This window comes from Flavobacterium suzhouense, from assembly GCF_042684765.1.
Taxonomy (GTDB): Bacteria; Bacteroidota; Bacteroidia; order Flavobacteriales; family Flavobacteriaceae; genus Flavobacterium; species Flavobacterium suzhouense.
Genome location: NZ_JBHUMD010000005.1, coordinates 215,243 through 239,698, shown reverse-complemented (window position 1 = coordinate 239,698; position 24,456 = coordinate 215,243). Strand labels below are relative to the sequence as shown.

Below are 24,456 nucleotides of genomic sequence, written 5' to 3'. Positions count from 1 at the left end.
CTAATATTGTGTTGCCTCTTAAAGTTGATGGTATGCAAAATATTAGTATAGGCGAGAATGTATACATTGCTTACAGATCCTGGCTTGCGGCATTGCCTCTTACAGGTGCTGAGCATTGCGAATTGATTATAGGAGATGGTACCAGTATAGGAAATCTAAATCACATATATGCGACTAAATCAATAATTATAGGCAAAGATGTGCTAACTGCAGATAAAGTTTATATATCTGACAACCTTCATGGCTATGAAGATGTATCTTTGCCAATTATTAAGCAGCCCATTAAGCAAATTGCAACGGTAGTAATTGGTGATGGCTGCTGGTTGGGAGAAAATGTTTGCGTGATAGGAGCTAAAATAGGTAAAAACTGTGTAATAGGGGCTAATTCTGTAGTGACTAAAGATATACCTGATTATAGTGTTGCTGTGGGTAGCCCGGCCAAAGTAATTAAGCGTTACTGCTTTGAAACCAACCAATGGATTAAAACCAACTAATTGAGAATTTATAAACTGAAATAAATGAAAAACATATTAATAACTGGGGGTGCCGGTTTTATCGGCTCTAATCTCGCACTTAAATTAATCAATAAAGGATATTCTGTTACTGTTTTAGATAATTTGTCGCCACAGATCCATGGAGAAGATCCTGAAAATAATTCTTTTCTGTTCCTGAAGATTAAAGGAAAAGTGAAATTTATTAATGGTACGGTTACCTGTAAAAGTGACTGGGCTGAGGCGATAAAAGGTCAGGATGCAATTGTACATTTTGCTGCAGAGACGGGAACAGGACAGTCTATGTATCAAATTGAAAAATATAGTGAGGTAAATATTGGTGGTACTGCAATTATGCTGGATTTGCTTGCAAACGAGCCGCATTCTGTAAAAAAAGTGGTTATTGCTTCATCAAGATCTATTTATGGAGAAGGTAGATATTGGTCGGATGAGTTAAATACTTACGTTTATCCAAAACACAGGACTGAAGAGTTTATGTCAGGTGGTGATTTTGAAGTTAAATATAAAGGTATATCAACTCAGCTGAAACTTGTGGCAACAGACGAAGAGTCTAAAATCCATCCATCATCGGTTTACGGAATAACGAAACAGAATCAGGAGCAAATGATTATGACAGTTTGCCCTACAATAGGTATTGCACCGGTTGCTTTCAGGTATCAGAATGTTTATGGTCCGGGTCAATCTTTATCGAATCCTTATACAGGTATTCTGTCTATTTTTTCTACTCTTATAAGAAACGGAAAAAGCATCAATATTTTTGAAGACGGTAAAGAAACTAGAGATTTTGTTTTTATTGAAGATGTTGTTGATGCTACTATCTTAGGACTTGAGAAGGATGAAGCAAACGGTGAAGTGTTTAATGTTGGTACCGGTGAGGCTACCGATGTGATTACTGTTGCAAATAAACTGATAGAAAATTATCAATCTTCTACAGATGTTGTTATATCCGGTAATTACAGACTTGGCGATATCAGGCATAACTATGCAGATATGACGAAAATCAAAAATCTATTAGGTTTTTCTCCAAGCTATAATTTTTCGGATGGCATAAAGAAATTTACTGAATGGGTAATCACTCAGGAAGTTAAAGAAAGCAAATATGAGAATTCGATTGCAGAAATGAAGGAAAAAGGTTTGATGAAATAATGAAGCTAACTAGGATTTTACATCTTCTAGCGCTTGGGGGAATTTTTTTGTCGGGTATGCCCATGACTTTTTTGCCTATTTCGCTGTCTCAGGTTTTTGTAATCCTGCTTTTTATACTTGGGGTATATGTAACCCGTTTCAGAATAAATAAAACCTTATTTGTAATGCTGTCTTATATGTTTTTGATCAGTATTTTAAGGCTTGCCTTTCTGGATATAACTAATATAGTTGAATTTGTAAGAATAATAATCTTTTTAAGTGCCTATTATATGTATCTGAGTATAATAGGTACTAATGAGATTAAATATGTAATACAAAAATATTTTTCCCTAAGTCTGATATTTTCTATAATAGGCTTTGTGCAAATCTTTGGTTACTTTTTTGGTATTGGTTTTTTGTATAATTTCTCCTATTTGGATGGATTTGAAAGAAATTTTGGTGATGTTAACGGAATACTAAAAATCAACTCATTAACTCAGGAGCCTGCGCATTTTGCATTATTAATGATGCCTTGTGTGTTTTTTATTGTGAAAGGCTTTTTTGTTAGTGGTACATATGCAAAATACGATATTTCCAAAAATAAAGTGTTTCTGATACTTTTGGCCTACTGTCTTACTTTTTCGTTTGTTGCCTACACATCGTTAATAATAATTTTTGCCTACCATTATTTTACCACTTTTAAGTTAAATAGTAAAAGTATTTTACTTCTAATATTTGGTTGCTTTTTTGTTTTCTTCTTCCTGTTTTATCTTGATACCAACATTAGTAAAAAGAAGGAGAGTTTGTTTGTTGATGCATCTGAATTACAGTCTGCCGAAAATCTATCGGCTTTTGCATTAATCTCAAATGCACAGGTCGCATGGAGTTCTGCTACCGATAATCCTTTAGGAACCGGTTTTTTTACTCATAAAAATAATTATGACAGATATATTGATGATTTTTATTCTTTAAATGAAGACTCCATAATTCTAAACAGGCTTGACGGATCGTCTATGTATGTTAAGGTCTTGTCTGAATATTCTTTTATTGGAGTTTTCTTAATGCTGGTATTGTTTTACAGAATAAGATATAAAGGAAAGGATTCTTTTGTAAATGAAATGAATAGTATGGCAATAGTTATTTTATTGGTTGGTTTCATTCGTTTGGCAAACTATACCAGTTCTGTATTTTGTTTTTTATTTGCTCTGGCAATTTATACACATAAAGATATATTTATTAAAAAAAATAATTACATAAATGAAGCCCAATAGCCGAATACTATTAATAGCTCCTGCTTATTTTGGTTACTATAAGATGATAATGTCAGTTTTAGAGCAACAAGGGTATACTGTTGACTTTTTAGAAGATAAAAACTCGGGTCTTTTTTATACCATCTGTACTAAATCCTATAGCTTACTGAAAAAATACAAAGAGAGGTATCAAAAAGAAGTACTCAGTAAACTGGATTCAGTTAATTATGACTGTTTGTTGGTAATAGGAGGAAAAACACCCAATCTTGATTTTTGGAAACATATAAGTGAATCTTATACTTTCAAAAAAATCCTGTATCAGTGGGATTCTTTTAAAAACTTCGATTACAGGGCTATGATTCCCTATTTTGATGTTGTAAAAACATTTGACAGTCAGGATGCCAAAGAATTAAATATAGGATATCTACCGCTTTTTTATAAAAAGCCTGACAAGAGTGACGTTGTTCAGGACCTTGATTTTGTTTTTATAGGTATCTGGCATAGTAATCGTATTGAGATTCTAAATGAAATTGCCAAATATGCCGATGCTAAGGGACTTAAATATCATTTTAGGGTTTTTCATCCCTGGTATATTCATTTTTACATGGTTCATTTGAAAAAAACGCTGCAGGCTTCGGTTTTTTTTACTTCGAAGACAATACCTTTGGGAGAAACTGTAAAGTATTATAAGAGAGCAAAATGTATTGTAGATATCAATCATCCATGGCAGTCTGGTCTTACAATGAGAACAATTGAAACTATTGGTAATGGTAAAAAGCTTTTAACCACAAATTCATACATAAAATCGGAACCTTTTTATGACCCAAAAATGATTCAGGTTATCGATAGGGAAAATGTTACTATAGATACTTCTTTTTTTGATTTTGATGTGAAGTATAAGGATGTTGAAAGGCTTGAGATTTCTAATTGGGTAAAAGAATTACTAAATTAACTTATGAGTATGCATATAGCCTTTTTTGTATCTAGCTTAAACGTAGGAGGGGTTGAGCGTGCTTTTGTAAACCTTGCAAACTGTTTTGTAGACGAAGGACACAAAGTAGATTTTATTGTTTGCCAGAATGTAGGTGAATTAAAAAGCGAATTAAGTGATAAAATAAATGTAATTGCTTTTAAAGACAGCAGGCTACGCAAATGTTTCCGTCCTTTGTATAAATATATCAAAAAATCATCGGCTGACTGCCTTATTTCCGGACCAACGTATCCTAACATTATAGCTGTTATATGTAATTTTTTTGCGTTTAACAAAATGAAAATTATAGCTAATCAGCACAGCTATCAGGATGTAGAAATGGATAAGCTTGGGATTGTGGGTAAGATAGCCCCTTTTCTAATAAAGAGAACCTACAACCATGCCACAAAAGTAGTAGCTGTTTCTGAGGGTATTAAAAATGATTTGATTACTAATTATTCTATCAAACCGGATAAGGTTATTACAATTTATAATGCTGTACTGACCAGCCATTTTTTTGAAAAAGCAAAACAGCCTATTGATGATTCTCTTTCCGGACTTCTTTCAAAAAAGTATATAATTGCAGTAGGCCGACTGGAGACTGTGAAAAATTATCCGTTTATGTTGAAGGCTTTTTCTAATATAAAAGAGTCGGTTCCATCATTTGACCATAATTTGATTATTTTAGGTGAAGGAGCTGAAAAGGAGAAGATTCAAAATGAAATAAAAAAATTAAAACTGGAAGATTCTGTTTATTTGCTGGGGGCTTTTGCAAATCCTTTACCAATATTAAAGAGAGCTGATCTTCTGATTCATTCTTCGCTTATAGAATCTATGGGGCTTGTGTATGTTGAGGCTCTTGCTCTTAAAGTACCGGTGGTTACGGTTACGAATAGTGGTGCAGAAGAAATTTTGAAAGATGTTGAAACAAAAGAGATTGTTGATTTATTTGATGAAGATAAATTTATAGCCGCTATCCTGAAAATGATGGGTGAAAAATTTGAAGATAATGATTTTCCAGCCTTACGGGAGTTTGAATCAAAAAGAATCATGGAATCTTATTTGAATATAATATAATCGGATTAATTTAGCTGTAAATAAAAAATGATTCTTTAATGACTAAGTTATAGTCACAGCTAATTATTTTCAATTTCTTTTAATGATGCAGATGTTTTGTACATTAAACTAATCCCTTCTTAGATAAGAATATGAATGTTGTTTTAGATAATATAATTTTTTCACTTCAAAAATCCGGGGGAGCTTCTGTCGTTTGGCAGCAGCATCTTCAAAGACTTTTGCAAGATCCTGCTTTTGCCTGTTACCTTATTGAGTATGATACTGCCGAGGCAAATCTATTCAGGAAGCAATTACAAATAGATAAAGAGGATATTGAGGACAGATCCTCAAAGTTTTTAAATCTAAAACGATATTTAGACGTGAAACTTAATGACAATGAAAAACATATATTTCATTCGTCGCATTACAGGCTTAATAAAGCAAAGTCTGCTTTAAATATCACTACGGTTCATGATTTTACATATGAATATTTTGTTAGCGGAATAAGGCAAAAGGTTCATACCTATCAAAAAAATAATTCGATACTGGGTGCAGAAGCTATTATTTGCGTTTCGGAAAACACCAAAAAAGATTTGATTAAATTTATTCCTCAGGCAGATGCTTCAAAAATACATGTGATATATAACGGAGTTGATGAAGGTTTTAGGCCTGTCAACAAAAATGAAAGTATTGAGCATCCTTTTGGCTGGAGGGAATATATATTATATGTTGGAGACAGGAGGACGCCTTATAAAAACTTTGGGTTTGCGGTTGAATGTTGTGCACAGGCGGGTTATCCGTTATTAATGATTGGAGGAGGACAATTAACCGAGGCTGAAGTTAATTTACTCGACTCAAAGTTGGGTAATGGTAATTTTAAGGCGCTTCAGAATGTAAGAGTAGAAGACCTGAATTTATATTATAACGGAGCCTATTGCTTGTTGTACTTGTCTTTGTATGAGGGTTTTGGTATACCGGTTGTTGAGGCCCAAAAAGCGGGCTGCCCGGTTATAACATTCAATAGTTCATCATTACCTGAAGTAGCTGCAAATAAACATCTTATGATTGCAAAGCCTGATGCAGTAGATGTTGTTAATTTGTTAAAAGAATTATCCAGGAACAGCAAATTCAGAGAAGAAACGATTGAGATGGGTTTTTTAAAGGCGGGACAATTTAACTGGGATAAAACGTACCTACAGACTTCTGAGCTGTATAAAAATATTTATAATGAGTAATTACACAATTTCCGGTTATATTCATTTATGTATTTCTTTAGTCAGGACAAAGCTGACTTTTAGAAAAGCAAGAATTATACGCTTTCCTATAGATCTTCGAGGCAAAAATTATATGGATGTTTCCGAAGGTTTTACCACAGGATTTGGCTGTAGGTTAGAAGCATATCCTCTTAAAAAGGAAAAGGTGCTTTTTATAGGGAAAAATGTGCAGATGAATGATTACGTACATATTACAGCTATGGAAAAAGTAATCATTGGTGATAATGTACTCATGGCGAGCAAAATTTATATATCGGATTGCTCTCACGGTAGCTATAGCGGCGATGAACACGACAGTACACCTGATAGTATTCCTGCTGAAAGGAAAATGTATTCAAAGCCTGTCGTAATTAAAGATAAGGTCTGGCTTGGAGAATTTGTTTCTGTATTGCCGGGTGTAACGATAGGTAAAGGCACAATAGTGGGTGCAAATTCTGTTGTATCTAAAAGCCTTCCTGATTATGTTATTGCTGTAGGATCGCCGGCTAAGCCCATCAAAAGATTCAACTTTGATACAAACAAATGGGAAAAGATAATATAAGTAGTTTGCAGATGTTGATTATTAAAGTATTGAATGGTTAAGATGACACTAACGGAAAAATTAAAAAATAAAAGAATAATATTCTTTTCGGTGCAGACATTTGGTTTAGAAAAAGAAATTATTGGTAAACTCAAACAGTTTGGAGCAACGGTAGATTATTATGATGAAAGGCCGTCCAATAGTACATTTACTAAGGGTATTATAAGACTTAAAAGAAATATTTATCAGCACAGGATAGATGGATATTATAGAAATATTCTTAAAGAAACTACTGCTATAAATTACGATATATTATTCGTGAACAGGGGTGAGGTAATACCTGCATTCTTTTTAGAGCAATTTAAGCAAATACATCCTGAATGTGAGATGATATTTTATACCTGGGATTCTTTTACAAATCATACTCATCCTACAACTATACTGAGTTATTTTGATAAGAAATTTACTTTTGATAGTGAAGATGCCTTAAAATATAATATTAATTTCAGGCCCTTGTTTTTTTTAGACGGTTATCGAAATATTAAAAATAATAGCGGGATTCTAAAATACGACTTACTTTTTTTAGGCACTGCCCATTCAGATAGGTATAGGATAAGTAGTGAAGTTATTAAATGGTGTGATGATCATGGCCTGAAAAGCTTCTATTATTATTTTATGCATGGTAAGCTTGTTTATTTTTATAAAAGAAAATTTGATAAAACCTTCAAAGAGTTTGATTATAAAAAGTTAAGCTTTACAAGTTTGACCACTTTAGAGATCTTAGACCTTTATAAGGTTTCAAATGTTATTCTGGATATTAATCATCCGGGGCAAAAGGGGCTTACTATGCGTACATTCGAATCGGTTGGAGCCGGAAAGAAAATGATCACTACAAATGCTGAAGTGAAAAAATATTCTTTTTATAATCCCCAAAATATATACATAATAGATCGTGCAAATATGCATCTGGACAGAAGTTTTTTTGAATCTGATTATGAAGATGTGAGTGCTGAAATGTACGAGCGGATGTCTATTGACGGGTGGCTTAATTGTGTTTTTGTTGAAAATGAGCCTAATATTTGGATTTCGGGAATGAACTAATAAACAGGTATGAAAAATACAATAATTACAGGGGCATCGGGTTTTGTTGGTCAAAATCTTTCGGTTTATCTAAAAGAGAAGGGCTTTTTGATAAGTCCACTTTCGTTAAGGAAGGATAACTGGGAAAATAATATTGCGGCTGATGCCCAGGCAATAATTCATTTGGCTGGAAAAGCGCATGATACTAAAAATACCAGTGCTGCCAATGAATATTTTGAAGTTAATACTGAACTGACAAAAAAGCTTTTTGATATTTTCCTTAGCAGTGATATAAAAGATTTTATATACTTCAGTAGCGTAAAAGCTGTTGCAGATACAGTTGAAGGTGTACTTACTGAAGATGTTATCCCTAATCCGCAAACTCCCTACGGGCAATCCAAGCATAAAGCTGAGGAGTATCTTTTATCGAAACAGCTGCCGGAGGGCAAACGCCTCTTTATCATAAGACCTTGTATGATACATGGTCCCGGAAATAAAGGGAATCTTAACCTGTTGTTTTCTGTGGTTAAAAAAGGGATTCCTTATCCGTTGGCAGCTTACGAAAATAAAAGATCGTTTTTGAGTATTGATAATCTGTGTTTTGCGGTAGAGCAAATTTTGAGCAGGCCGATAGCATCGGGAGTATATCAGTTTGCAGATGATGAAGCATTATCTACAAACGATTTGATCACGTTAATAGGAAATAGCCTTTCGAAGAAAATATCGCTATGGAAGATACCTAAAGGAATTATTAACGGTATGGCTAAAGTTGGAGATCTTGCTAAGTTGCCTCTTAACTCGGAAAGACTTAAAAAACTCACTGAGAATTATGTTGTAAGTAATTACAGTATAACGAATGCTATAGGGAAACCTTTTCCGGTTTCTGCTAAGGAGGGTCTGATAAAAACTTTTAATTCTTTTAAATAAATCTGATGTCTTATCTAATAATTATAATTCTCCTTTTTATTCTGGAGTTAGTTTACTTCAGAATTGCCGATTGTTTTAATATTATCGATAAGCCTAATCACAGATCTTCCCATACTACAATTACATTAAGGGGAGGAGGGATGATATTTCCTTTAGCAATGATTATTGCCTGTGTTTTGGGATATGCATCGATAGCGGCTACGATAGCAATAGTTCTTGTTGGCTTGATAAGCTTTATCGACGATATAAAACCTCTGCACCAGTTGCCACGCATAGGTTCGCAACTTATAGCCGTTTCACTCGTATTGTATGATCTTGGTATGCTTAATGAAGGATTACTGTTTATAATTCCGTTGGTTTTTATTTTAGCGATAGGATGGATAAACGCATTTAATTTCATGGATGGCATTAATGGTATCACGGTGCTTTATGCGTTGGTTGCTATTTCATCTTTTGGCTGGATTTATAGAGATACCCCATCGTTTGAAATACTCGCTACCATGGGGCTCGGCTGCCTTGTTTTTGCATATTTTAATGTCAGGAAAAAGGCAAAAACTTTTGCAGGAGATGTAGGTAGTGTTAGCATGGCATTGTTTCTTGCTTATTTTATGATCAAATTGATTTTCGAGATACAACAACCTGCATACATACTTTTCTTTAGTGTTTATGGTATAGATGCAGTTATAACTATTTTGTACAGGTTAAAAAATAAAGAAAATATTTTTCAGCCTCACAGAAGTCATTTGTACCAATATCTTGCTAATGAGATGAAATGGCCGCATGTACAGGTTTCAATAGTTTATGCATTTATACAGCTCTTGATAAATATTGTGATTATATATCTTGTTTCTCAAAACGAAATGTCGCTGGCAGTTGCTTTTGGTATCTTGGGAATTATGTCGGTAGTATATTTTTTTATAAGAAAGTCGGTCAAAGCTAAAATCGCTATTGGAAATGCCTAAAAAACTTGTCATAATAGGTGCAGGAGGTGTAGGTCGCGAAATTCAGGCGGTCTTAAAAAAATACCCACTCGATGGTTATTATCTCTTTGGTTTTATAGATGATGGTGTATTGGCAGGTACTATTGTGAATGGGTTGCCTGTTTTAGGTGGTTTACAGTGTATTAAAGATGATAATGAGGATTTGGCGGTTATACTTGCAATTGGCAATCCGCAGGTCAGAAAAAAAATTATCGATAGCCTTAGTGATTATTCTTTTGATTTTCCTTCGCTTATACACCCCGGAGCGTCAATACATGATAATGATACTGTTAGCATAGGGAAGGGATGTTACATAGCCGATAAATGTGTGCTTACCGTAGATATTATGGTGTCCGATTTTTGCTTCCTTAATACGGGCTGCTTCTTACAGCACGATGCAACTATAGGTCCATATTCAGTTTTAATGCCGGGAGTGAGTATAACCGGGGGAGCTATAATTGGCGAACAGGTATATATAACTTCTAATTGTTCTGTTATTACTAAATGTGAAATTGAAGACAATTCCATTATTAAGCAATCTATTAATAGCTAAACAAGTAGATTGTCTGTAAAATTGTCAGTTTTTTTATAATTTAAAGCAATACTTTACATACATTTGTAGCGCAAACCCAACCAGCTATATCGACCTGAAAATTGAATTATCAATCTTGAGGTTTTTCTGTTTAGCCTATACGCGAATAGTTAAATTCGTTAGAATTAATGTTAAATCACATGGTTTTTGCATTAATTTAGGCTTTTGTATAGAGAGCTGGAGAAATTTGCGGCTGATAATTTGATGTTACTGTGAGTGAGAAAAAGAAAATGAGTTCCCTTAAAGTTTGGGAGTCTTTGCAAAGTTTGGGATATCTCCCGCGATGGATAATCCTTTTGCTGGATGTTATGGTCGTTGCCTTTACCGGTGTGATATCATATTATCTGATATATCGTACCGGGCTTGTTTATATAAAGCAGGAGAATCTGTCTATAAGCATACCACTATATATTATAGTAAGTATAATGTCGTTCCGTGCATTTAGGACATATGCTGGTATTATCAGACACTCATCTTATATAGATGCAGTAAAGATTTTCTTCTCTCAGTTTACTACTGCATTTTTACTACTGTCTATCAATACTCTTTTTGATAATATTACAGGTCATTTGCTTTATCTTAATATTGGAATACTGATAAATGCAATTTTTTCTTTTAGCTGCCTTTTTCTATATAGGGTCATGGTAAAGCAGTTATTTGAGAATTATTTTAATTTTAATAATCAAAAGCTTGTCAGAGCTATTATTTATGGATCAGATGCTAATGCTATAGCTGTAGCTAATGCTCTTAAATCAGAACTTCCTGCTCGTTTTAAGATTGTTGGATTCATAGATAAATCAAGCCATAACAAATCAAAAATGATATTGGGGCTTCCGATACTTCAACACAAGAAGAAGGTTTCGGTTTTAATGAGGATATTTAATGCTGAAGCTCTTGTAATTGCTGATAAAAGCCTTTCGAAAGAAGAAAAACTTGCTTTGGTTGACGAATGTCTTGAGTTTAACTACAAAGTATATACGGTACCACTTATATCTGACTGGGAGGACCAGAAGGAAATATCTAAAAAGGTTAAGAATTTCCAGATTCAGGATTTGCTTGAAAGGAAACCGATTGTTTTGGATAATAAATCCATTTCATCACAGCTAAAAGGAAAAACGGTTCTTATTACAGGTGCTGCGGGTTCTATCGGAAGTGAGATAGTAAGACAGGTTATACAATTTAATCCTGCTATTATTGTAATGCTGGATCAGGCAGAAACGCCATTACATCATTTAAGCCTGGAAATGAGTAAGTATGATTGTAATTCTGAAATATACAGCATTATTGCCGATGTTAGGGATAAAATTGCAATTGATAAGATATTTGAACGCTTCAGGCCTGAGGTAGTTTATCATGCTGCAGCTTACAAGCACGTGCCTTTAATGGAGGAGAATCCATCTCAGGCGATTTTTGTAAACGTTCAGGGTACTAAGAATGTAGCTGAACTGGCTTGTGAGTATAATGCTGACAGCTTTGTTATGGTGTCTACAGATAAGGCCGTAAATCCAAGCAACGTAATGGGTGCCAGCAAGCGTATTGCTGAAAAATTTGTGCAATCGCTGCATAATAATATCCTTATGCAAGATGGCAATTGCCGAACCAAATTCATTACTACACGTTTTGGTAATGTGTTAGGTTCTAATGGATCTGTAGTGCCTCTTTTTACTAAGCAAATTGAGAATGGCGGGCCAATTACACTTACGCATCCTGATATAATCCGTTATTTTATGACCATTCCTGAAGCTTGTCAGCTGGTGCTTGAGGCCGGTGCTATGGGAAAAGGTGGTGAGATTTATATTTTTGATATGGGTAAGCCGGTTAAGATTATCGATCTTGCTAAAAAAATGATTATGCTTGCAGGTTATGTGCCTGAGAAAGATATAGCTATTAAGATTGTAGGGTTGCGACCTGGCGAAAAGCTTTATGAAGAGCTTCTTAATGACACATCTAAAACGCTTCCTACCCACCATGAGAAAATCATGATTGCTCAGGAAGAATACGAGAATTTTGATAGCCTGAAGCTTAATCTTTCTGAACTTATAGAATCGGCTAACAATTATAATGCTGAAGAGGTTGTTGCAAGAATGAAGCTTATAGTGCCGGAATACATAAGTATGAACTCTTCCTATGAGTTATTAGATAAAAAGACTTCATAAGGAGTTATACCAAAAAAAGAGAGAGCAGTTAAGTTACACTGCTCTCTCTTTTTTTATGATAGTTGTATTAATTCTTTTTAGCTCTCAGAATAATCCTTGTTAGTGTTATTGCGCTTAACGCGATTAAAGGTAACAGGGAGATTAGATGAGGTTTATTCAGTGTTAATAGTGTATATAGTCCAAGTAGCGCTAAACACGTGTAAGAAGTAATTATAATCGCTTTTTGTTTATTGCTGAAAATAAAATATAGCAATATTAGGAACAAAGGGTTAAATAATAATGCATTGTAATTGTATATTAGTTCTGTATGTAATGAATACATTCCTAAAAAAGTCAGAAAGATACCTAAGATCCCAAAAATGGCTAAAAATGAGCGTTGAAACAGTTCTTTTCCGGCAAGAGGCAATAATAGTAAGCATAGAGCAGTAAAAACGTAAATGCTATTAAAGCTAAAAGATTGTTTTTCTATAGTGGCTTTAAAAACTGTTTCTGTAGATTTTGCCAGTGGCCCTGATGCCGTGGTAGTGTTGTTTACACCTTGTAAAAGTTCATCGGGAAGGAATAGCTTTTCAGAAGTTTTATCAGTAGGAGCGCCAAAGGCAATGTTTATGCCTAAATCTTCAATAAACATCCCGTCAAGCCTTTTATGGATGATTTCCCTGTAAGTCATTCCACTGTCTGAATTCTTTAGCGATATTTTTTCAGGCAGATATTTATTTATAATGTCTGCAACCATAGTCGTGCAGTTGCGATGTATGAACTTGTAAGTATAAAAACGTTTGTCGCTTCCTAATATAGCAGCAAGTTCATCTGCGATAGCTTGCTTTTGCTGATGGTTAAGATTCAGTTCCTGTGAAAAAACATCCCTGTTGTAATACTGATAAGTATATACAAAATCTTCATAAGAGCTTGCTGAAGCAAAATACTGCAAATCGCCTTTTACAAATTTGGGGTAAAAGTTAGGAGTGTCAAAATCAAAGGTTCCAAAGTTGTATACAACATCAAATCGGTTGGATGGGTCAAACACTCTTATGGCAGTGTGTCCAAAAACAGAATACAATTCTTTGCCGGGACCGCAGGTTAACAAACTTATTTCTGCTTGTGGAGACAGAGGAGTCTGAGCAAAAGTTTTAACGGTTACTAAAAGTGTGAATAATAAAGTAGTTAAAACTCTAATGTTTTGCATGATGTTATCTTCTGAAAATTCCTAAATCAACTTTAAGGGAAAATATGTTAGAATACAAGGCAGCACTCTGGTCGCCAATGTCGGTGAGGGCATAATCTACTTCGATACCTTTGTATTTGAAACCTAGCCCAATATTAGGCTGAAAGCTTAATGAACTTTTTCCGTCAATGTCTTTCAGGTTTTGAAAGTTACCCACACCAGCCCTTAAAAAAGCAAGGTCTATATAACCAAATTCGAAGCCAACTGCAGGATCGATACTCACTACCTCAGTAGAGATAATGTCGTTGGTTTGTGCAAACTGCATATTCAGGTTGGCAGCTGCCAAAAGGCTGTAGTCGTAATGGAAGATGAATTTTTTAGAAACCCCAAACTGAGCTTTTGGAAGTGTGATCTCAGTTGTTTCGGGTAACTCCTGGTTTTCTCCCGGTACAGCGTCTTTTATTGTATTGTAAGCTTCCTCATCAATCTGCCAAACGTTATAAGTGGTGGTGATATCACGAAGCATCAATCCAATTTTCCATTCGTTTTTTGATTCATATTGGAAACCTAAGTCAAAACCAAACCCCCATGAGTTAGCGAACTCTCCTATGGTTCTGCGGATTACCTTTGCATTGACACCCCAGTTGAAACCGTCCAGCGGAAGTTTACGTGAATAGGAAATCGTTACGCCATAATCGGCAGCAGAGAACAGGCTTATACGATTGTAATCGATATTTCCTTCACTGTCAATAAGCTGGGTAGTATTAAGAATGTCATCTACACCAAAACGAATTATTGAAATACCAAATGCACTTTGATTATCTATCGGCATAGCAAAGGCAGCATAGTCATATTGGGCAATATTAGCAAAGTAGCTGGCATGCATCAGGGCAAGCTGCTTGTCTTCAATGTTTACAAGCCCTGCCGGATTCCAATATCCTGAATTTACATCGGCTGTATGGCCCGTAACAGCATTGCTCATACCCAGGGCAGCTGCGTCTACACCAATATTCATGAATTCATTGGAGTACTTTCTAACTGTCTGGCTATAAGTAAAAAAGGAAAGTGATAAAGTTAAAACAAAAAATATCTTTCTCAATGCTGTTATTTTGTGCAAATATGACATAAAATTCTCAATTACTAAACTCCATTTCTATTAACTTATTGTGTTAACTTTGTGCTTATAAAAAATAAAACCCACTATGGCATTTAAGAATCATATTCCTAATCTTATTACGCTGTGTAATCTTGCAGCCGGACTTGTAGCACTTATCTATACTTTCGACGGACATTATCAAATGGCGTTCGTATGGGTCTTCATAGGTATATTCTTTGATTTTTGGGACGGATTCTTTGCCAGGATATTAAAAGTGCAGAGTGCCATCGGGCTTCAGCTGGACTCGCTGGCCGATATGGTAACAAGTGGTGTTGTGCCCGGAATGGTAGTTTACAAGATGCTTTCGGATATCGCCGAGTATCAGGGAGAATATAACCTGAGTTCAGATAATCTTTATCTTGGGTTATTGCCTTATGCTGGTTTTATCATTACGTTAGGCTCATGCTACAGGTTGGCTAAATTTAATGTCGACACCCGTCAGACAGATTCATTCATTGGTTTGCCAACACCTGCCAATGCTTTATTTATATTGAGCCTTCCGGTTATTGAGGCGCATTCTGATGGAACAGGTCTTGTGTTCGATATGCTTAGCAATCCGTATGTGCTTGTGGGGATATCAGTGCTTAGTGCTTTTATGCTTAATGCTGAAATTCCGTTGTTTTCTCTTAAGGTTAAATACTTTAACTGGGAAACAAATAAAATACAATTCATATTCCTGGTACTGTCAGTATTGTTGCTATTCTTCTTTCAGTATATAGGTATTCCGCTGATCATACTATCGTATGTATTATTGTCGGTAATAAATAATATGTTCCTTACTAAACCTGACGCAAAATAATATTATGAAGCGCCAGCCGTCTAAACCTGTAAGGAGGACGAAATCAAGAAAAAATTCTAAAAAAATAACTCAGGGCACGATACTTAAGTATTCTGCCCTTTTGTTGTTTTGTGGCTTTTTGGTAGCAATGGCCTACCAGTACCGTCATGGGTTTTTATACTGGCTCGGCTTTAAAACCGATAAACGTGTAGAAGCATTATCTAAGGAAGAACGAAAGATTGAAAACCTACGCATCTACGAGATTGTAGAGCGCCATAAAGAAAAGGTTTTTGGAATTGATGTGTCGCACTATCAGGATAAGATTGACTGGGAAACGCTAAGGAATAATAATGATGAGTTTCCTTTGGGGTTTGTATTTGTTCGCGCTACAGCCGGAAAGAATAAAGTTGATGGTGAATTCAGAAACAACTGGATTGGGGCTAAAGAGCAAGGCTATCTTCGGGGTGCCTATCATTATTATCGTCCTGATGAGAACTCATTAAAACAAGCTGATAATTTTATAAAGAATGTGACGCTTTCTAAAGGTGATCTGCCTCCGGTGCTGGATATAGAAAAGATACCGAATGGGCAAAGTCTGGATAGTCTTCAGGTGGGTTTAAAACGCTGGCTTGATAAGGTAGAGGATCATTATGGGATGAAACCGATAATTTATAGCGGTGAAAGTTTTTATACCGATTTCCTTAAAGAAGAGTTTGAAGGCTATGATCTTTGGGTAGCAAGCTACAGTTTTTTTGAGGATGAGATACGCAACGACTGGCTTATCTGGCAGTTTACTGATAAAGGCGAACTGAAAGGTATTAAAGGGATGATAGATGTGGATATCTATAATGGAAATATGGAGGGGCTGAAACGTCTCTGTAAATAAAAAAAAGCATTCCGGTTGGGTGGAATGCTTTTTTGTTTTGGCGTATAAAATTGGTTGATTGGATTGTAATTTGTTGGTTGGTTTGTTTTTCAAAAGTAGGAAAGCGTCTATCTAAAAAAAATACCCAATAATGGGTATTTTTCAATTATTTTAAGATTTTCTCCATACAGCAGCTTTTCTCCATTCCGGCATATTGTCCATAGTTCGGGATTATTTTGTAACCGCTTTTTTTATAGAGTGTTACAGCTCCGGAATCGGCTACGGTTTCCAGTATACATTTTTGGAATTCCTCTTCCAGAGCCCATTTTTCGAGTTCTAAAAGCATTTTTGAGGCGATTCCCTGTCCACGTTTTTCTTCGGGAACGAACATTCTTTTTATTTCTGCCGTTCCTTTTTCATATTCTTTAAAAGCGCCGCAGCCTACTGCCGTTTCGTTTTCATATGCCACAATAACATTCTTTATGGTGTCAATTTTATTGTACTGGTCATAAAAGGCATGATCGTCACCATCGCGATCGGCAAGGTAGGCGTCAAGGCTTTTTACCAGTTTTTGAAAGTCAGTATTGGTGGAGTTGGTTCGTACTAATCGTATCATAATTATTGGCAATAAAAAAGCGCGGATGAACCGCGCTGTATATAGTATTTAAAATTTTTCTTCATCTGGAATCTCCGAAGCTTTTGGCTCCTTATGGAAATCCAGTTTCTTGCGTCGAAGCTCAAAGTTTTGCCCAAGATATACCTTACGTACCATCTCATCCTGAACCAGGTCTTCAGGTACTCCCGCCTTTAGAATACCTCCTTCAAACATAAGGTAACTCTTTTCGGTAATGGCAAGGGTTTCCTGTACGTTGTGATCCGTTATCAGGATACCGATATTTTTGTCTTTTAGCTGTGCAACGATACGCTGAATGTCTTCAACGGCAACCGGGTCAACTCCTGCAAAAGGCTCATCCAGAAGGATAAATTTAGGGTCGGTAGCCAGTGCGCGTGCAATCTCGGTACGACGGCGCTCACCACCCGAAAGCAGGTCACCACGGTTAGTGCGGATGTGCTGTAACGAGAACTCATCGATAAGTGCTTCCATTTTTGCTTCCTGTTCTTTTTTAGACAGGTTGGTAAGCTGCAGCACGCTCAGGATGTTGTCTTCAATACTTAGCTTTCTGAATACCGAAGCTTCCTGTGCAAGATAGCCAATTCCATGCTGTGCACGTTTGTACATCGGAAAATCGGTAATCTCGGTCTTATCAAGGAAGATCTTGCCGCTGTTAGGTTTTACAAGCCCAACAATCATATAGAACGATGTTGTTTTTCCGGCACCGTTTGGACCCAAAAGTCCAACGATCTCACCCTGATTAACTTCTACCGAGATGCCTTTTACAACACTTCGCCCTTTATATGTCTTTATTAAATTCTCTGCTCTTAGTTTCATGTATGTCCTGTATTAAACAGTTGTGTTGCCTGCACTCTCATCAAGCGCTTCCCAAAATTCGTAAGCCCTGCGCAGGTGAGGGATAACAATAGTACCACCAACAAGCGTGCCGATACTTAAAGCTTCCATTACCTCGGCTTTGGTAAGTCCTTCTTTGTGGCAGGTTTCCAGGTGGTATTTTACGCAATCATCACAACGAAGCACTACAGAAGCCACAAGGCCTAAAAGTTCTTTGGTTTTTACGTCAAGCGCACCTTCCATATAGGCATTGGTGTCAAGATTAAAAATACGTTTGATAACCTTATTGTCGTCCGCCAGGAGCTTTTCGTTCATTTTTTGGCGGTACTCGTTGAATTCTTTTACTATATCAGCCATTGTTTTCTGCCTTTTCTAGTTTTGCTTTGTTTTTTTCGATTCGTGCCGCGATAAAGATACTTACCTCATAAAGGATAAGTAGTGGTATCGATACTATAGTCTGACTCACCACATCAGGAGGAGTGACTATAGCGGCAATGATCAGTATGACAACAATTGCATATTTTCTGTATGTGCGAAGGAAATTTGCCGAAACCAGTCCTATTTTAGAAAGGAAGTACATAATTATAGGCATCTCAAATACAAGTCCGCACGATATTGCTGTTGTTTTTACAAGACTAAGATACGAATCCAGGTCGATATCATTCTTAACTACGTCACTAATCTTGTAGTTGGCCAGGAAGTTTAAGGACAATGGTGTAATTAGGTAATGTCCAAAAATTACGCCTATAAAGAAAAGTAGCGATGTCATGACAATAAAGCCAACAGCATATTTTTTCTCCTTATCGTATAAGGCCGGGCTGATAAATTTCCAGAACTGCCAAAGGATAAAAGGGAAAGCCAGAATGAAACCTGCAGTTATTGATGTCCAGATGTCAGTGGTAAACTGGCCGTCCATTGTTCTACTCTGTATCTCAAAAGGCAGCTCCTGAATACAAAAGCTTTTATCGAGATCGTATTTATTAGCAAGGTCGCAAAAAATTCGGTAGGTTATAAAGTCACCTTTTACAGGAGCGAATATAATCTGATCGAAGATAAAACTACTAAAAGCAAAGGCAATACATCCTCCGATTATAATACCAGCAGAGCTTCTTACCAATAGCCAGCGCAGTTCTTCCAGGTGGCCCAGGAATGACATTTCACCAGCATTATTCTTTTGTTTAGCCATTATACTATTCCTTCTTTTAAGATATCATGTAAATGCAGTATGCCTTTATACTCGCCATTGTCGGCTACCACAAGCTGGGTGATGGAATGATTCTCCATGGTATTAAGGGCATCTGCAGCCATGTCGGTACTTTTTATTGTTTTCGGGTTGCGGGTCATGATATCCGCTGCCGTCACTCCAGCAATATTATCCCTGTCATTCAGCATTCTTCGGATATCTCCATCGGTAATGATACCAACAATTTTCTCGTTTTCAATTACAGCAGTAACGCCGAGCCTTTTTTCGGAAATCTCCACTATGGCTTTTTTAATGCTGCAATCAGGACTAACCTGAGGTTTGTGGGTGTCGTCAAGCATGTCACCTACGCGAAGCAACAGCTTTTTGCCCAATGCACCTCCCGGATGGTATTTAGCAAAGTCCTCACTTCTGAAATCGCGCATCTCCATAAGGCAAACAGCCAGTGCATCGCCTAATACAAGCTGTGCTGTTGTACTGTTGGTAGGGGCAAGGTTGTTAGGACAAGCCTCTGACTCTACATACGCATTAAGTAAATAGTCGGATTCTTTTCCAAGGAAAGAAGATTTGTTGGCCGTCATTGCAATAAGAATATTGCCAAAACGTTTTAACAAAGGAACCAATACTTTGATTTCAGGACTGTTGCCGCTTTTTGAAATGCAGATAACCACATCGCCGGGCTGTACAATGCCTAAATCGCCATGAATGGCTTCGGCAGCATGCAGGAATATTGATGGAGTTCCTGTAGAATTAAGGGTTGCAACGATTTTTTGGGCAATGATGGCACTCTTGCCGATTCCGGTAACTACAAGCCTTCCTTTGCTGTTGTAAATTATCTCGGCTGCTTTGGCAAAATCGTCGTCAAGGAATTGTACCAGGTTAGCAATGCTCTCACTTTCAGAAAGTATAGTTTTTTTGGCAGAAGCCAATATTACGTCTCTATTTATCAAACTTGTGAAATGTTTAAAAAGTTGTGCGTGTTAAAGATTTTTGTATCTTTATGTTCTGCAAATTTATGTAAATTACTATTAATAAATAATGAAATCGACCGAAATTGACTTGCACAAAGAGTTAAAAAAATATTTTGGTTTTAACAAATTCAAGGGCCTTCAGGAAGATGTTGTAAAGAGTATTATTTCAGGCCACAACACATTTGTTATTATGCCTACAGGTGGCGGTAAATCATTATGTTACCAATTGCCTGCGCTGGCACTTGACGGAACTGCAATCGTAGTTTCTCCCCTTATCGCGCTTATGAAAAACCAGGTGGATGCCATCAGGAGCCTTTCATCTGAGCCCGGTATTGCACACGTACTTAATTCCTCGCTTACTAAGACAGAAATTAATCAGGTTAAGAAGGACATCTCTTCGGGATTGACGAAATTGCTTTATGTTGCTCCGGAATCACTGACAAAAGAAGAATATGTCAGTTTCCTGCAAAGCGTACCGCTTTCGTTCGTAGCCATAGATGAAGCTCACTGTATATCGGAATGGGGGCATGACTTTCGCCCGGAATACCGTAACCTGAGGAGTATTATTCGCCAGTTGGGCGATGTACCTGTTATAGGGCTTACAGCTACTGCTACGCCTAAAGTACAGGAGGATATCCTGAAAAACCTCGAAATGACCGATGCGAATACTTTTAAAGCATCGTTTAACAGGGCTAACCTGTTTTATGAGGTTCGTACTAAAACCAAGAACGTTGAATCGGATATTATTCGTTTTATTCGTCAACATAAAGGAAAATCGGGCGTTATCTACTGTCTGAGCCGTAAAAAGGTAGAAGAGATAGCACAGGTATTACAGGTAAATGGCATTAGTGCCGTACCGTATCATGCCGGCCTTGATGCCAAAACCCGCGCCAAACATCAGGACATGTTCCTTATGGAAGATGTTGATGTAGTTGTGGCTACCATTGCTTTTGGTATGGGTATCGATAAACCGGATGTTCGTTTTGTAATACACCATGATATCCCTAAATCATTAGAGAGCTACTATCAGGAAACCGGACGTGCCGGACGTGATGGCGGTGAAGGCCACTGTTTGGCTTACTACTCTTATAAGGATATCGAAAAGCTTGAGAAATTCATGTCGGGCAAACCGGTAGCAGAACAGGAGATAGGTTTTGCACTGCTTCAGGAAGTTGTGGCTTATGCCGAAACTTCGATGTCGCGACGTAAATTCCTGCTGCACTATTTTGGTGAGGAATTTGACGAGGTAAATGGCGAAGGTGCCGATATGGATGACAATGTTCGTAATCCTAAGAAAAAAGTTGAAGCTCAGGATCAGGTAGTGACATTGCTGAAAGTGGTAAAAAATATCAATCAGCTGTATAAATCCAAAGAAGTTATCTTTACCCTTATAGGTAAGATCAATGCCGTTATAAAAGCGCATAAGACCGATTCGCAATCGTATTTTGGTTCCGGTTCTGACCATGACGAAAAATACTGGATGGCGCTTATACGTCAGGTATTAGTCGAGGGGTATCTCTCTAAAGATATTGAGACGTATGGTGTACTGAAGCTTACTGCCGAAGGGGAAGATTTTATAAAGAATCCAAAATCGTTCATGATGAGTGAAGATCATGATTATAACGAGAATGAGGAAGAGGCTACCGTTACGGCGGCTAAATCTTCAGGAACTTCTGATGAAGTGCTTATGGGTATGCTGAAAGAGCTTCGTAAAAAAGTGGCAAAAAAACTAGGGGTACCTCCGTTTGTGGTATTTCAGGATCCTTCGCTTGAAGATATGGCACTTAAATATCCTATCAGTATCGATGAGTTGGGTAACGTACACGGAGTAGGTGAGGGTAAAGCCAAGAAATATGGTAAGGACTTCGTTGAACTGATTGCGCGTTATGTTGAAGATAACGACATCATGAGACCGGATGATCTTGTAGTAAAATCGACAGGGGCCAATTCAGGACTTAAGTTATACATTATCCAAAATATTGACAGGAAGCTTTCGCTAAATGATATCGCTAAAGCGAAAGGTTTGGATATGGATGCGCTGCTTAAAGAAATGGAACAGATTGTTTATTCCGGAACCAAACTGAATATCAGTTACTGGATCGATGATATTCTTGATGAGGATCAGCAGGAGGAAATCCATGATTACTACATGGAGTCAGAATCCGACAGCATCAAAGATGCGTTGAAAGAATTTGATGGCGATTATGATACTGAAGAGCTACGCCTTATGCGTATTAAGTTTATCAGTGAAGTGGCTAATTAGTATTCAGTCGCAGTCACAGTTTACAGTTTGAAACACACACACGAAAAAAAATATAAAAGAAAATCCTGAATTGCTTCAGGATTTTTTGTTTCTATACAATATGAGATTGAAGTTTACTGTTTTCCACTGAACACTGAACACTGAACACTGAACACTGAACACTGAACACTATCCTTCGTACAATTCCCCTCTATGTGGCTTCAGTGCATCGCGAACCTGTATCATGTGCTCATCGGTCACAACCATCCATGCAATGGCATGCATATCAGACAGGATATCAAATCCGGTGATGTTAAGTGGTAGTTTTTCTATGGCGATATATTCTTTAAGGTGTATCTCGTGGTGCTCGGCAGTTTTGGCTCCGGCTTCCCCACGGAAATCCCATATCAGTTTTATTTTTCTCATTTTTTAAGTTGCAAAGTAGCTGAGTTGCAAAGTTACAAAGTTTAGCCAGTCTGCAAGGTTTTTGAAACCTTGTAGGTTTTAATTATGGTAAAGTATTTATATTTATGCCGGTCATACCTACAAGGTTTTGAAAACTTTGCAGGAGATAAAACATAACATAAATGAAGCACTATTTTAATTTTTATACATCTTATAACCAATTCTACTTGGGAGATGAAGGGAACAAAGGTGATACTGGATCTTCCAATTTTTGGACTGAAAAAGCTTTTTCAGATCGATTAGCACTTGAAAACGGTGTTGTTGGAGTCGGAATTCAAAGCTGGGGAGATGTTAAAGGTGAGATTGAAATATTAGAGAATGCCCCAGAGAATACAGATTATGAACAATATGACCATGTCGTTGAAGGTGGGATTAATATTCGGTCAGGAGAACTGCAAATCATTGATTGTCCAAATGGTAGTTTGGAGTTGTCATTAAAAGTTGATCCGGGTAATTATAGAATAAGAGTCTATGGTTCAAATTTTATTAGTGTTGAAGAGTCTGATTTGGCCAATGATACAGATAATGATTATTATAGAATAGAAATATGGCAGTCTAATGATTTGGAAAGAAAAGTTTTAAAACAGTATAATCAAGTTTAATCTATATTTTTATAAAATCCAATATAACACTAATGAAACATCTATATCTAACCGCCTTTCTCTTTTCAATAACCATAACATCTGCACAGGAACTAAACCTGCAACAGGCCAATGCCCTTGCAAAACTTCCTGTAAAATGCCTTCAGCAGGAATACCCAAATAAGCTAAGCCAGCTTTTAGCAGATGCCTCAGAAATTCAGTCACCAAAACAACTGCACCCTGCTTTTTATGGGTGTTTCGACTGGCATTCTTCGGTACACGGACATTGGAGCCTTGTCTATCTGCTAAAGAAATTCCCTAATCTTGAAGGTCGTGAAGAAATTATCAATAAGCTAAAAATAAACCTGTCAAAAGAAAATATAGCACAGGAGGTAGCTTATCTGAATAAGAAACATGAAAAGTCATACGAGCGTATGTATGGCTGGGCATGGCTGCTGAAACTGCAACAGGAATTAAACACATCCAATGAGCCTTTTGCTAAAGAACTGGCTGCTAACTTGCAACCGCTTACGACACTTTTAGCAGAACGTTATACTGAATTCCTGCCAAAACTGAATTACCCTATACGTGTCGGTACCCATACCAGTACGGCATTTGGGCTTAACCTTGCATGGGATTATGCGGTTCATGCCAATAATCAAACTTTACAGCAAAGTATCAGAACGAATGCGCTTCGTTTGTTTAAGAATGATATTGATTGCCCGTTTGCATGGGAGCCAAGCGGTACCGATTTCCTTTCACCCTGTATGGAAGAGATAGGTATTATGCAGCGTGTTATGCCTGCTAAAGATTTCCTGAAATGGCTTAAGGACTTTGCTCCGGCATTATTCGACAAAAAGTTTACATGGAAACCGGGAGAAGTTTCCGACCGTACCGATGGTCATTTGGTACATCTTGACGGACTTAACTTTAGCCGTGCTTGGAATTTATATACACTTGTAAAACAATACCCTAAAGAACTTGGGCACTTAAAGCCTTTGGCTGATGCCCATTTTAAATATTCATTGCCTTCAATAACCGATGGTAACTATGAAGGCGAACACTGGCTGGCGTCGTTTGCGTTGTATGCCTTTGAGATGAAGGAGTAGTCAGGATGTCGGA

25 protein-coding genes are annotated in these 24,456 nt (G+C 36.9%); 17 read left to right on the top strand and 8 right to left on the bottom strand.

Annotated elements, in window-relative coordinates:
- Positions 1–32 precede the first annotated feature (32 nt).
- From ACFSR3_RS04030 to ACFSR3_RS03975, 12 genes are all read left to right on the top strand, one after another.
- Entirely contained in the window at positions 33–494 is a 462-nt protein-coding gene (locus tag ACFSR3_RS04030) for an acyltransferase (RefSeq protein ID WP_379819834.1), read from the top strand.
- Positions 495–518: 24 nt separating this feature from the next.
- Positions 519–1,658 (top strand): NAD-dependent epimerase/dehydratase family protein, encoded by a 1,140-nt coding sequence (locus ACFSR3_RS04025; RefSeq protein WP_379819833.1) that lies wholly within the window; start codon positions 519–521, stop codon positions 1,656–1,658.
- Positions 1,658–2,908 (top strand): hypothetical protein, encoded by a 1,251-nt coding sequence (locus ACFSR3_RS04020; protein ID WP_379819832.1) that lies wholly within the window; start codon positions 1,658–1,660, stop codon positions 2,906–2,908. The genes ACFSR3_RS04025 and ACFSR3_RS04020 overlap by 1 nt, the downstream gene beginning before the upstream one ends.
- Positions 2,895–3,839: a hypothetical protein gene (locus ACFSR3_RS04015; RefSeq protein ID WP_379819831.1), complete on the top strand. Its 945-nt coding sequence runs from the start codon at positions 2,895–2,897 to the stop codon at positions 3,837–3,839. The genes ACFSR3_RS04020 and ACFSR3_RS04015 overlap by 14 nt, the downstream gene beginning before the upstream one ends.
- A gap of 3 nt (positions 3,840–3,842) precedes the next feature.
- On the top strand, positions 3,843–4,934 hold the full coding sequence (locus ACFSR3_RS04010; RefSeq protein WP_379819830.1) for a glycosyltransferase: 1,092 nt from the start codon (positions 3,843–3,845) through the stop codon (positions 4,932–4,934).
- 131 nt (positions 4,935–5,065) lie between these two features.
- Complete coding sequence (locus tag ACFSR3_RS04005; protein ID WP_379819829.1) at positions 5,066–6,148, top strand: glycosyltransferase family 4 protein; 1,083 nt, start codon at positions 5,066–5,068, stop codon at positions 6,146–6,148.
- Positions 6,141–6,728: an acetyltransferase gene (locus tag ACFSR3_RS04000; RefSeq protein ID WP_379819828.1), complete on the top strand. Its 588-nt coding sequence runs from the start codon at positions 6,141–6,143 to the stop codon at positions 6,726–6,728. Before ACFSR3_RS04005 ends, ACFSR3_RS04000 begins: the two co-directional genes overlap by 8 nt.
- Positions 6,729–6,761: 33 nt before the next feature.
- Positions 6,762–7,808, top strand: a complete 1,047-nt coding sequence (locus ACFSR3_RS03995) for a hypothetical protein (RefSeq protein ID WP_379819827.1) — start codon at positions 6,762–6,764, stop codon at positions 7,806–7,808.
- Positions 7,809–7,817: 9 nt separating this feature from the next.
- Entirely contained in the window at positions 7,818–8,714 is an 897-nt protein-coding gene (locus tag ACFSR3_RS03990; protein ID WP_379819826.1) for an NAD-dependent epimerase/dehydratase family protein, read from the top strand.
- A 5-nt stretch (positions 8,715–8,719) separates the two neighbouring features.
- Complete coding sequence (locus ACFSR3_RS03985; protein WP_379819825.1) at positions 8,720–9,676, top strand: MraY family glycosyltransferase; 957 nt, start codon at positions 8,720–8,722, stop codon at positions 9,674–9,676.
- Positions 9,669–10,247, top strand: coding sequence for a PglD-related sugar-binding protein (locus tag ACFSR3_RS03980; protein WP_379819824.1), 579 nt, complete (start codon positions 9,669–9,671; stop codon positions 10,245–10,247). The genes ACFSR3_RS03985 and ACFSR3_RS03980 overlap by 8 nt, the downstream gene beginning before the upstream one ends.
- A gap of 269 nt (positions 10,248–10,516) precedes the next feature.
- Positions 10,517–12,442: a polysaccharide biosynthesis protein gene (locus tag ACFSR3_RS03975; RefSeq protein ID WP_379819823.1), complete on the top strand. Its 1,926-nt coding sequence runs from the start codon at positions 10,517–10,519 to the stop codon at positions 12,440–12,442.
- Positions 12,443–12,509: 67 nt separating this feature from the next.
- Here ACFSR3_RS03975 and ACFSR3_RS03970 read toward each other — a convergent pair whose 3' ends face one another.
- Together ACFSR3_RS03970 and ACFSR3_RS03965 are read right to left on the bottom strand one after the other, a co-directional pair.
- Positions 12,510–13,628, bottom strand: a complete 1,119-nt coding sequence (locus tag ACFSR3_RS03970; protein ID WP_379819822.1) for a lipoprotein N-acyltransferase Lnb domain-containing protein — start codon at positions 13,626–13,628, stop codon at positions 12,510–12,512.
- 4 nt (positions 13,629–13,632) lie between these two features.
- Positions 13,633–14,706 carry a putative type IX sorting system protein PorV2 gene (locus ACFSR3_RS03965; RefSeq protein ID WP_449267416.1) on the bottom strand — a complete coding sequence of 358 codons (1,074 nt, stop codon included), beginning with the start codon at positions 14,704–14,706 and terminating at the stop codon, positions 13,633–13,635.
- A 103-nt stretch (positions 14,707–14,809) separates the two neighbouring features.
- Between ACFSR3_RS03965 and ACFSR3_RS03960 the strand changes: the two genes are divergently transcribed.
- Both ACFSR3_RS03960 and ACFSR3_RS03955 read left to right on the top strand, forming a co-directional pair.
- A complete protein-coding gene (locus tag ACFSR3_RS03960) occupies positions 14,810–15,562 on the top strand; it encodes a CDP-alcohol phosphatidyltransferase family protein (protein WP_379819821.1) in 753 nt (250 codons plus the stop codon).
- Between the two features lie 4 nt (positions 15,563–15,566).
- Positions 15,567–16,427, top strand: a complete 861-nt coding sequence (locus tag ACFSR3_RS03955) for a glycoside hydrolase family 25 protein (protein WP_379819820.1) — start codon at positions 15,567–15,569, stop codon at positions 16,425–16,427.
- Positions 16,428–16,572: 145 nt separating this feature from the next.
- Here ACFSR3_RS03955 and ACFSR3_RS03950 read toward each other — a convergent pair whose 3' ends face one another.
- From ACFSR3_RS03950 to ACFSR3_RS03930, 5 genes are read right to left on the bottom strand one after another with little or no spacing between them, the layout of a single operon-like run.
- On the bottom strand, positions 16,573–17,022 hold the full coding sequence (locus ACFSR3_RS03950; RefSeq protein WP_379819819.1) for a GNAT family N-acetyltransferase: 450 nt from the start codon (positions 17,020–17,022) through the stop codon (positions 16,573–16,575).
- 48 nt (positions 17,023–17,070) lie between these two features.
- Complete coding sequence (gene lptB / locus ACFSR3_RS03945) at positions 17,071–17,856, bottom strand: LPS export ABC transporter ATP-binding protein (protein WP_114757393.1); 786 nt, start codon at positions 17,854–17,856, stop codon at positions 17,071–17,073.
- Positions 17,857–17,868: 12 nt separating this feature from the next.
- Entirely contained in the window at positions 17,869–18,231 is a 363-nt protein-coding gene (locus tag ACFSR3_RS03940) for a carboxymuconolactone decarboxylase family protein (protein ID WP_114757392.1), read from the bottom strand.
- Positions 18,224–19,060 carry a twin-arginine translocase subunit TatC gene (gene tatC, locus ACFSR3_RS03935; protein WP_379819818.1) on the bottom strand — a complete coding sequence of 279 codons (837 nt, stop codon included), beginning with the start codon at positions 19,058–19,060 and terminating at the stop codon, positions 18,224–18,226. The genes ACFSR3_RS03940 and tatC overlap by 8 nt, the downstream gene beginning before the upstream one ends.
- On the bottom strand, positions 19,060–20,025 hold the full coding sequence (locus ACFSR3_RS03930) for a KpsF/GutQ family sugar-phosphate isomerase (protein WP_379819817.1): 966 nt from the start codon (positions 20,023–20,025) through the stop codon (positions 19,060–19,062). The genes tatC and ACFSR3_RS03930 overlap by 1 nt, the downstream gene beginning before the upstream one ends.
- Positions 20,026–20,113: 88 nt before the next feature.
- Here ACFSR3_RS03930 and recQ point away from each other — a divergent pair, with 88 nt between their 5' ends.
- Positions 20,114–22,309 (top strand): DNA helicase RecQ, encoded by a 2,196-nt coding sequence (gene recQ / locus ACFSR3_RS03925; RefSeq protein WP_114757391.1) that lies wholly within the window; start codon positions 20,114–20,116, stop codon positions 22,307–22,309.
- Positions 22,310–22,477: 168 nt separating this feature from the next.
- On the opposite strand, the gene ACFSR3_RS03920 is transcribed toward recQ, so the two are convergent.
- Positions 22,478–22,714 (bottom strand): hypothetical protein, encoded by a 237-nt coding sequence (locus ACFSR3_RS03920; RefSeq protein WP_379819816.1) that lies wholly within the window; start codon positions 22,712–22,714, stop codon positions 22,478–22,480.
- Between the two features lie 161 nt (positions 22,715–22,875).
- Here ACFSR3_RS03920 and ACFSR3_RS03915 point away from each other — a divergent pair, with 161 nt between their 5' ends.
- Entirely contained in the window at positions 22,876–23,355 is a 480-nt protein-coding gene (locus ACFSR3_RS03915; RefSeq protein WP_379819815.1) for a hypothetical protein, read from the top strand.
- Positions 23,356–23,387: 32 nt separating this feature from the next.
- Complete coding sequence (locus ACFSR3_RS03910; protein ID WP_379819814.1) at positions 23,388–24,443, top strand: DUF2891 domain-containing protein; 1,056 nt, start codon at positions 23,388–23,390, stop codon at positions 24,441–24,443.
- Positions 24,444–24,456 lie beyond the last annotated feature (13 nt).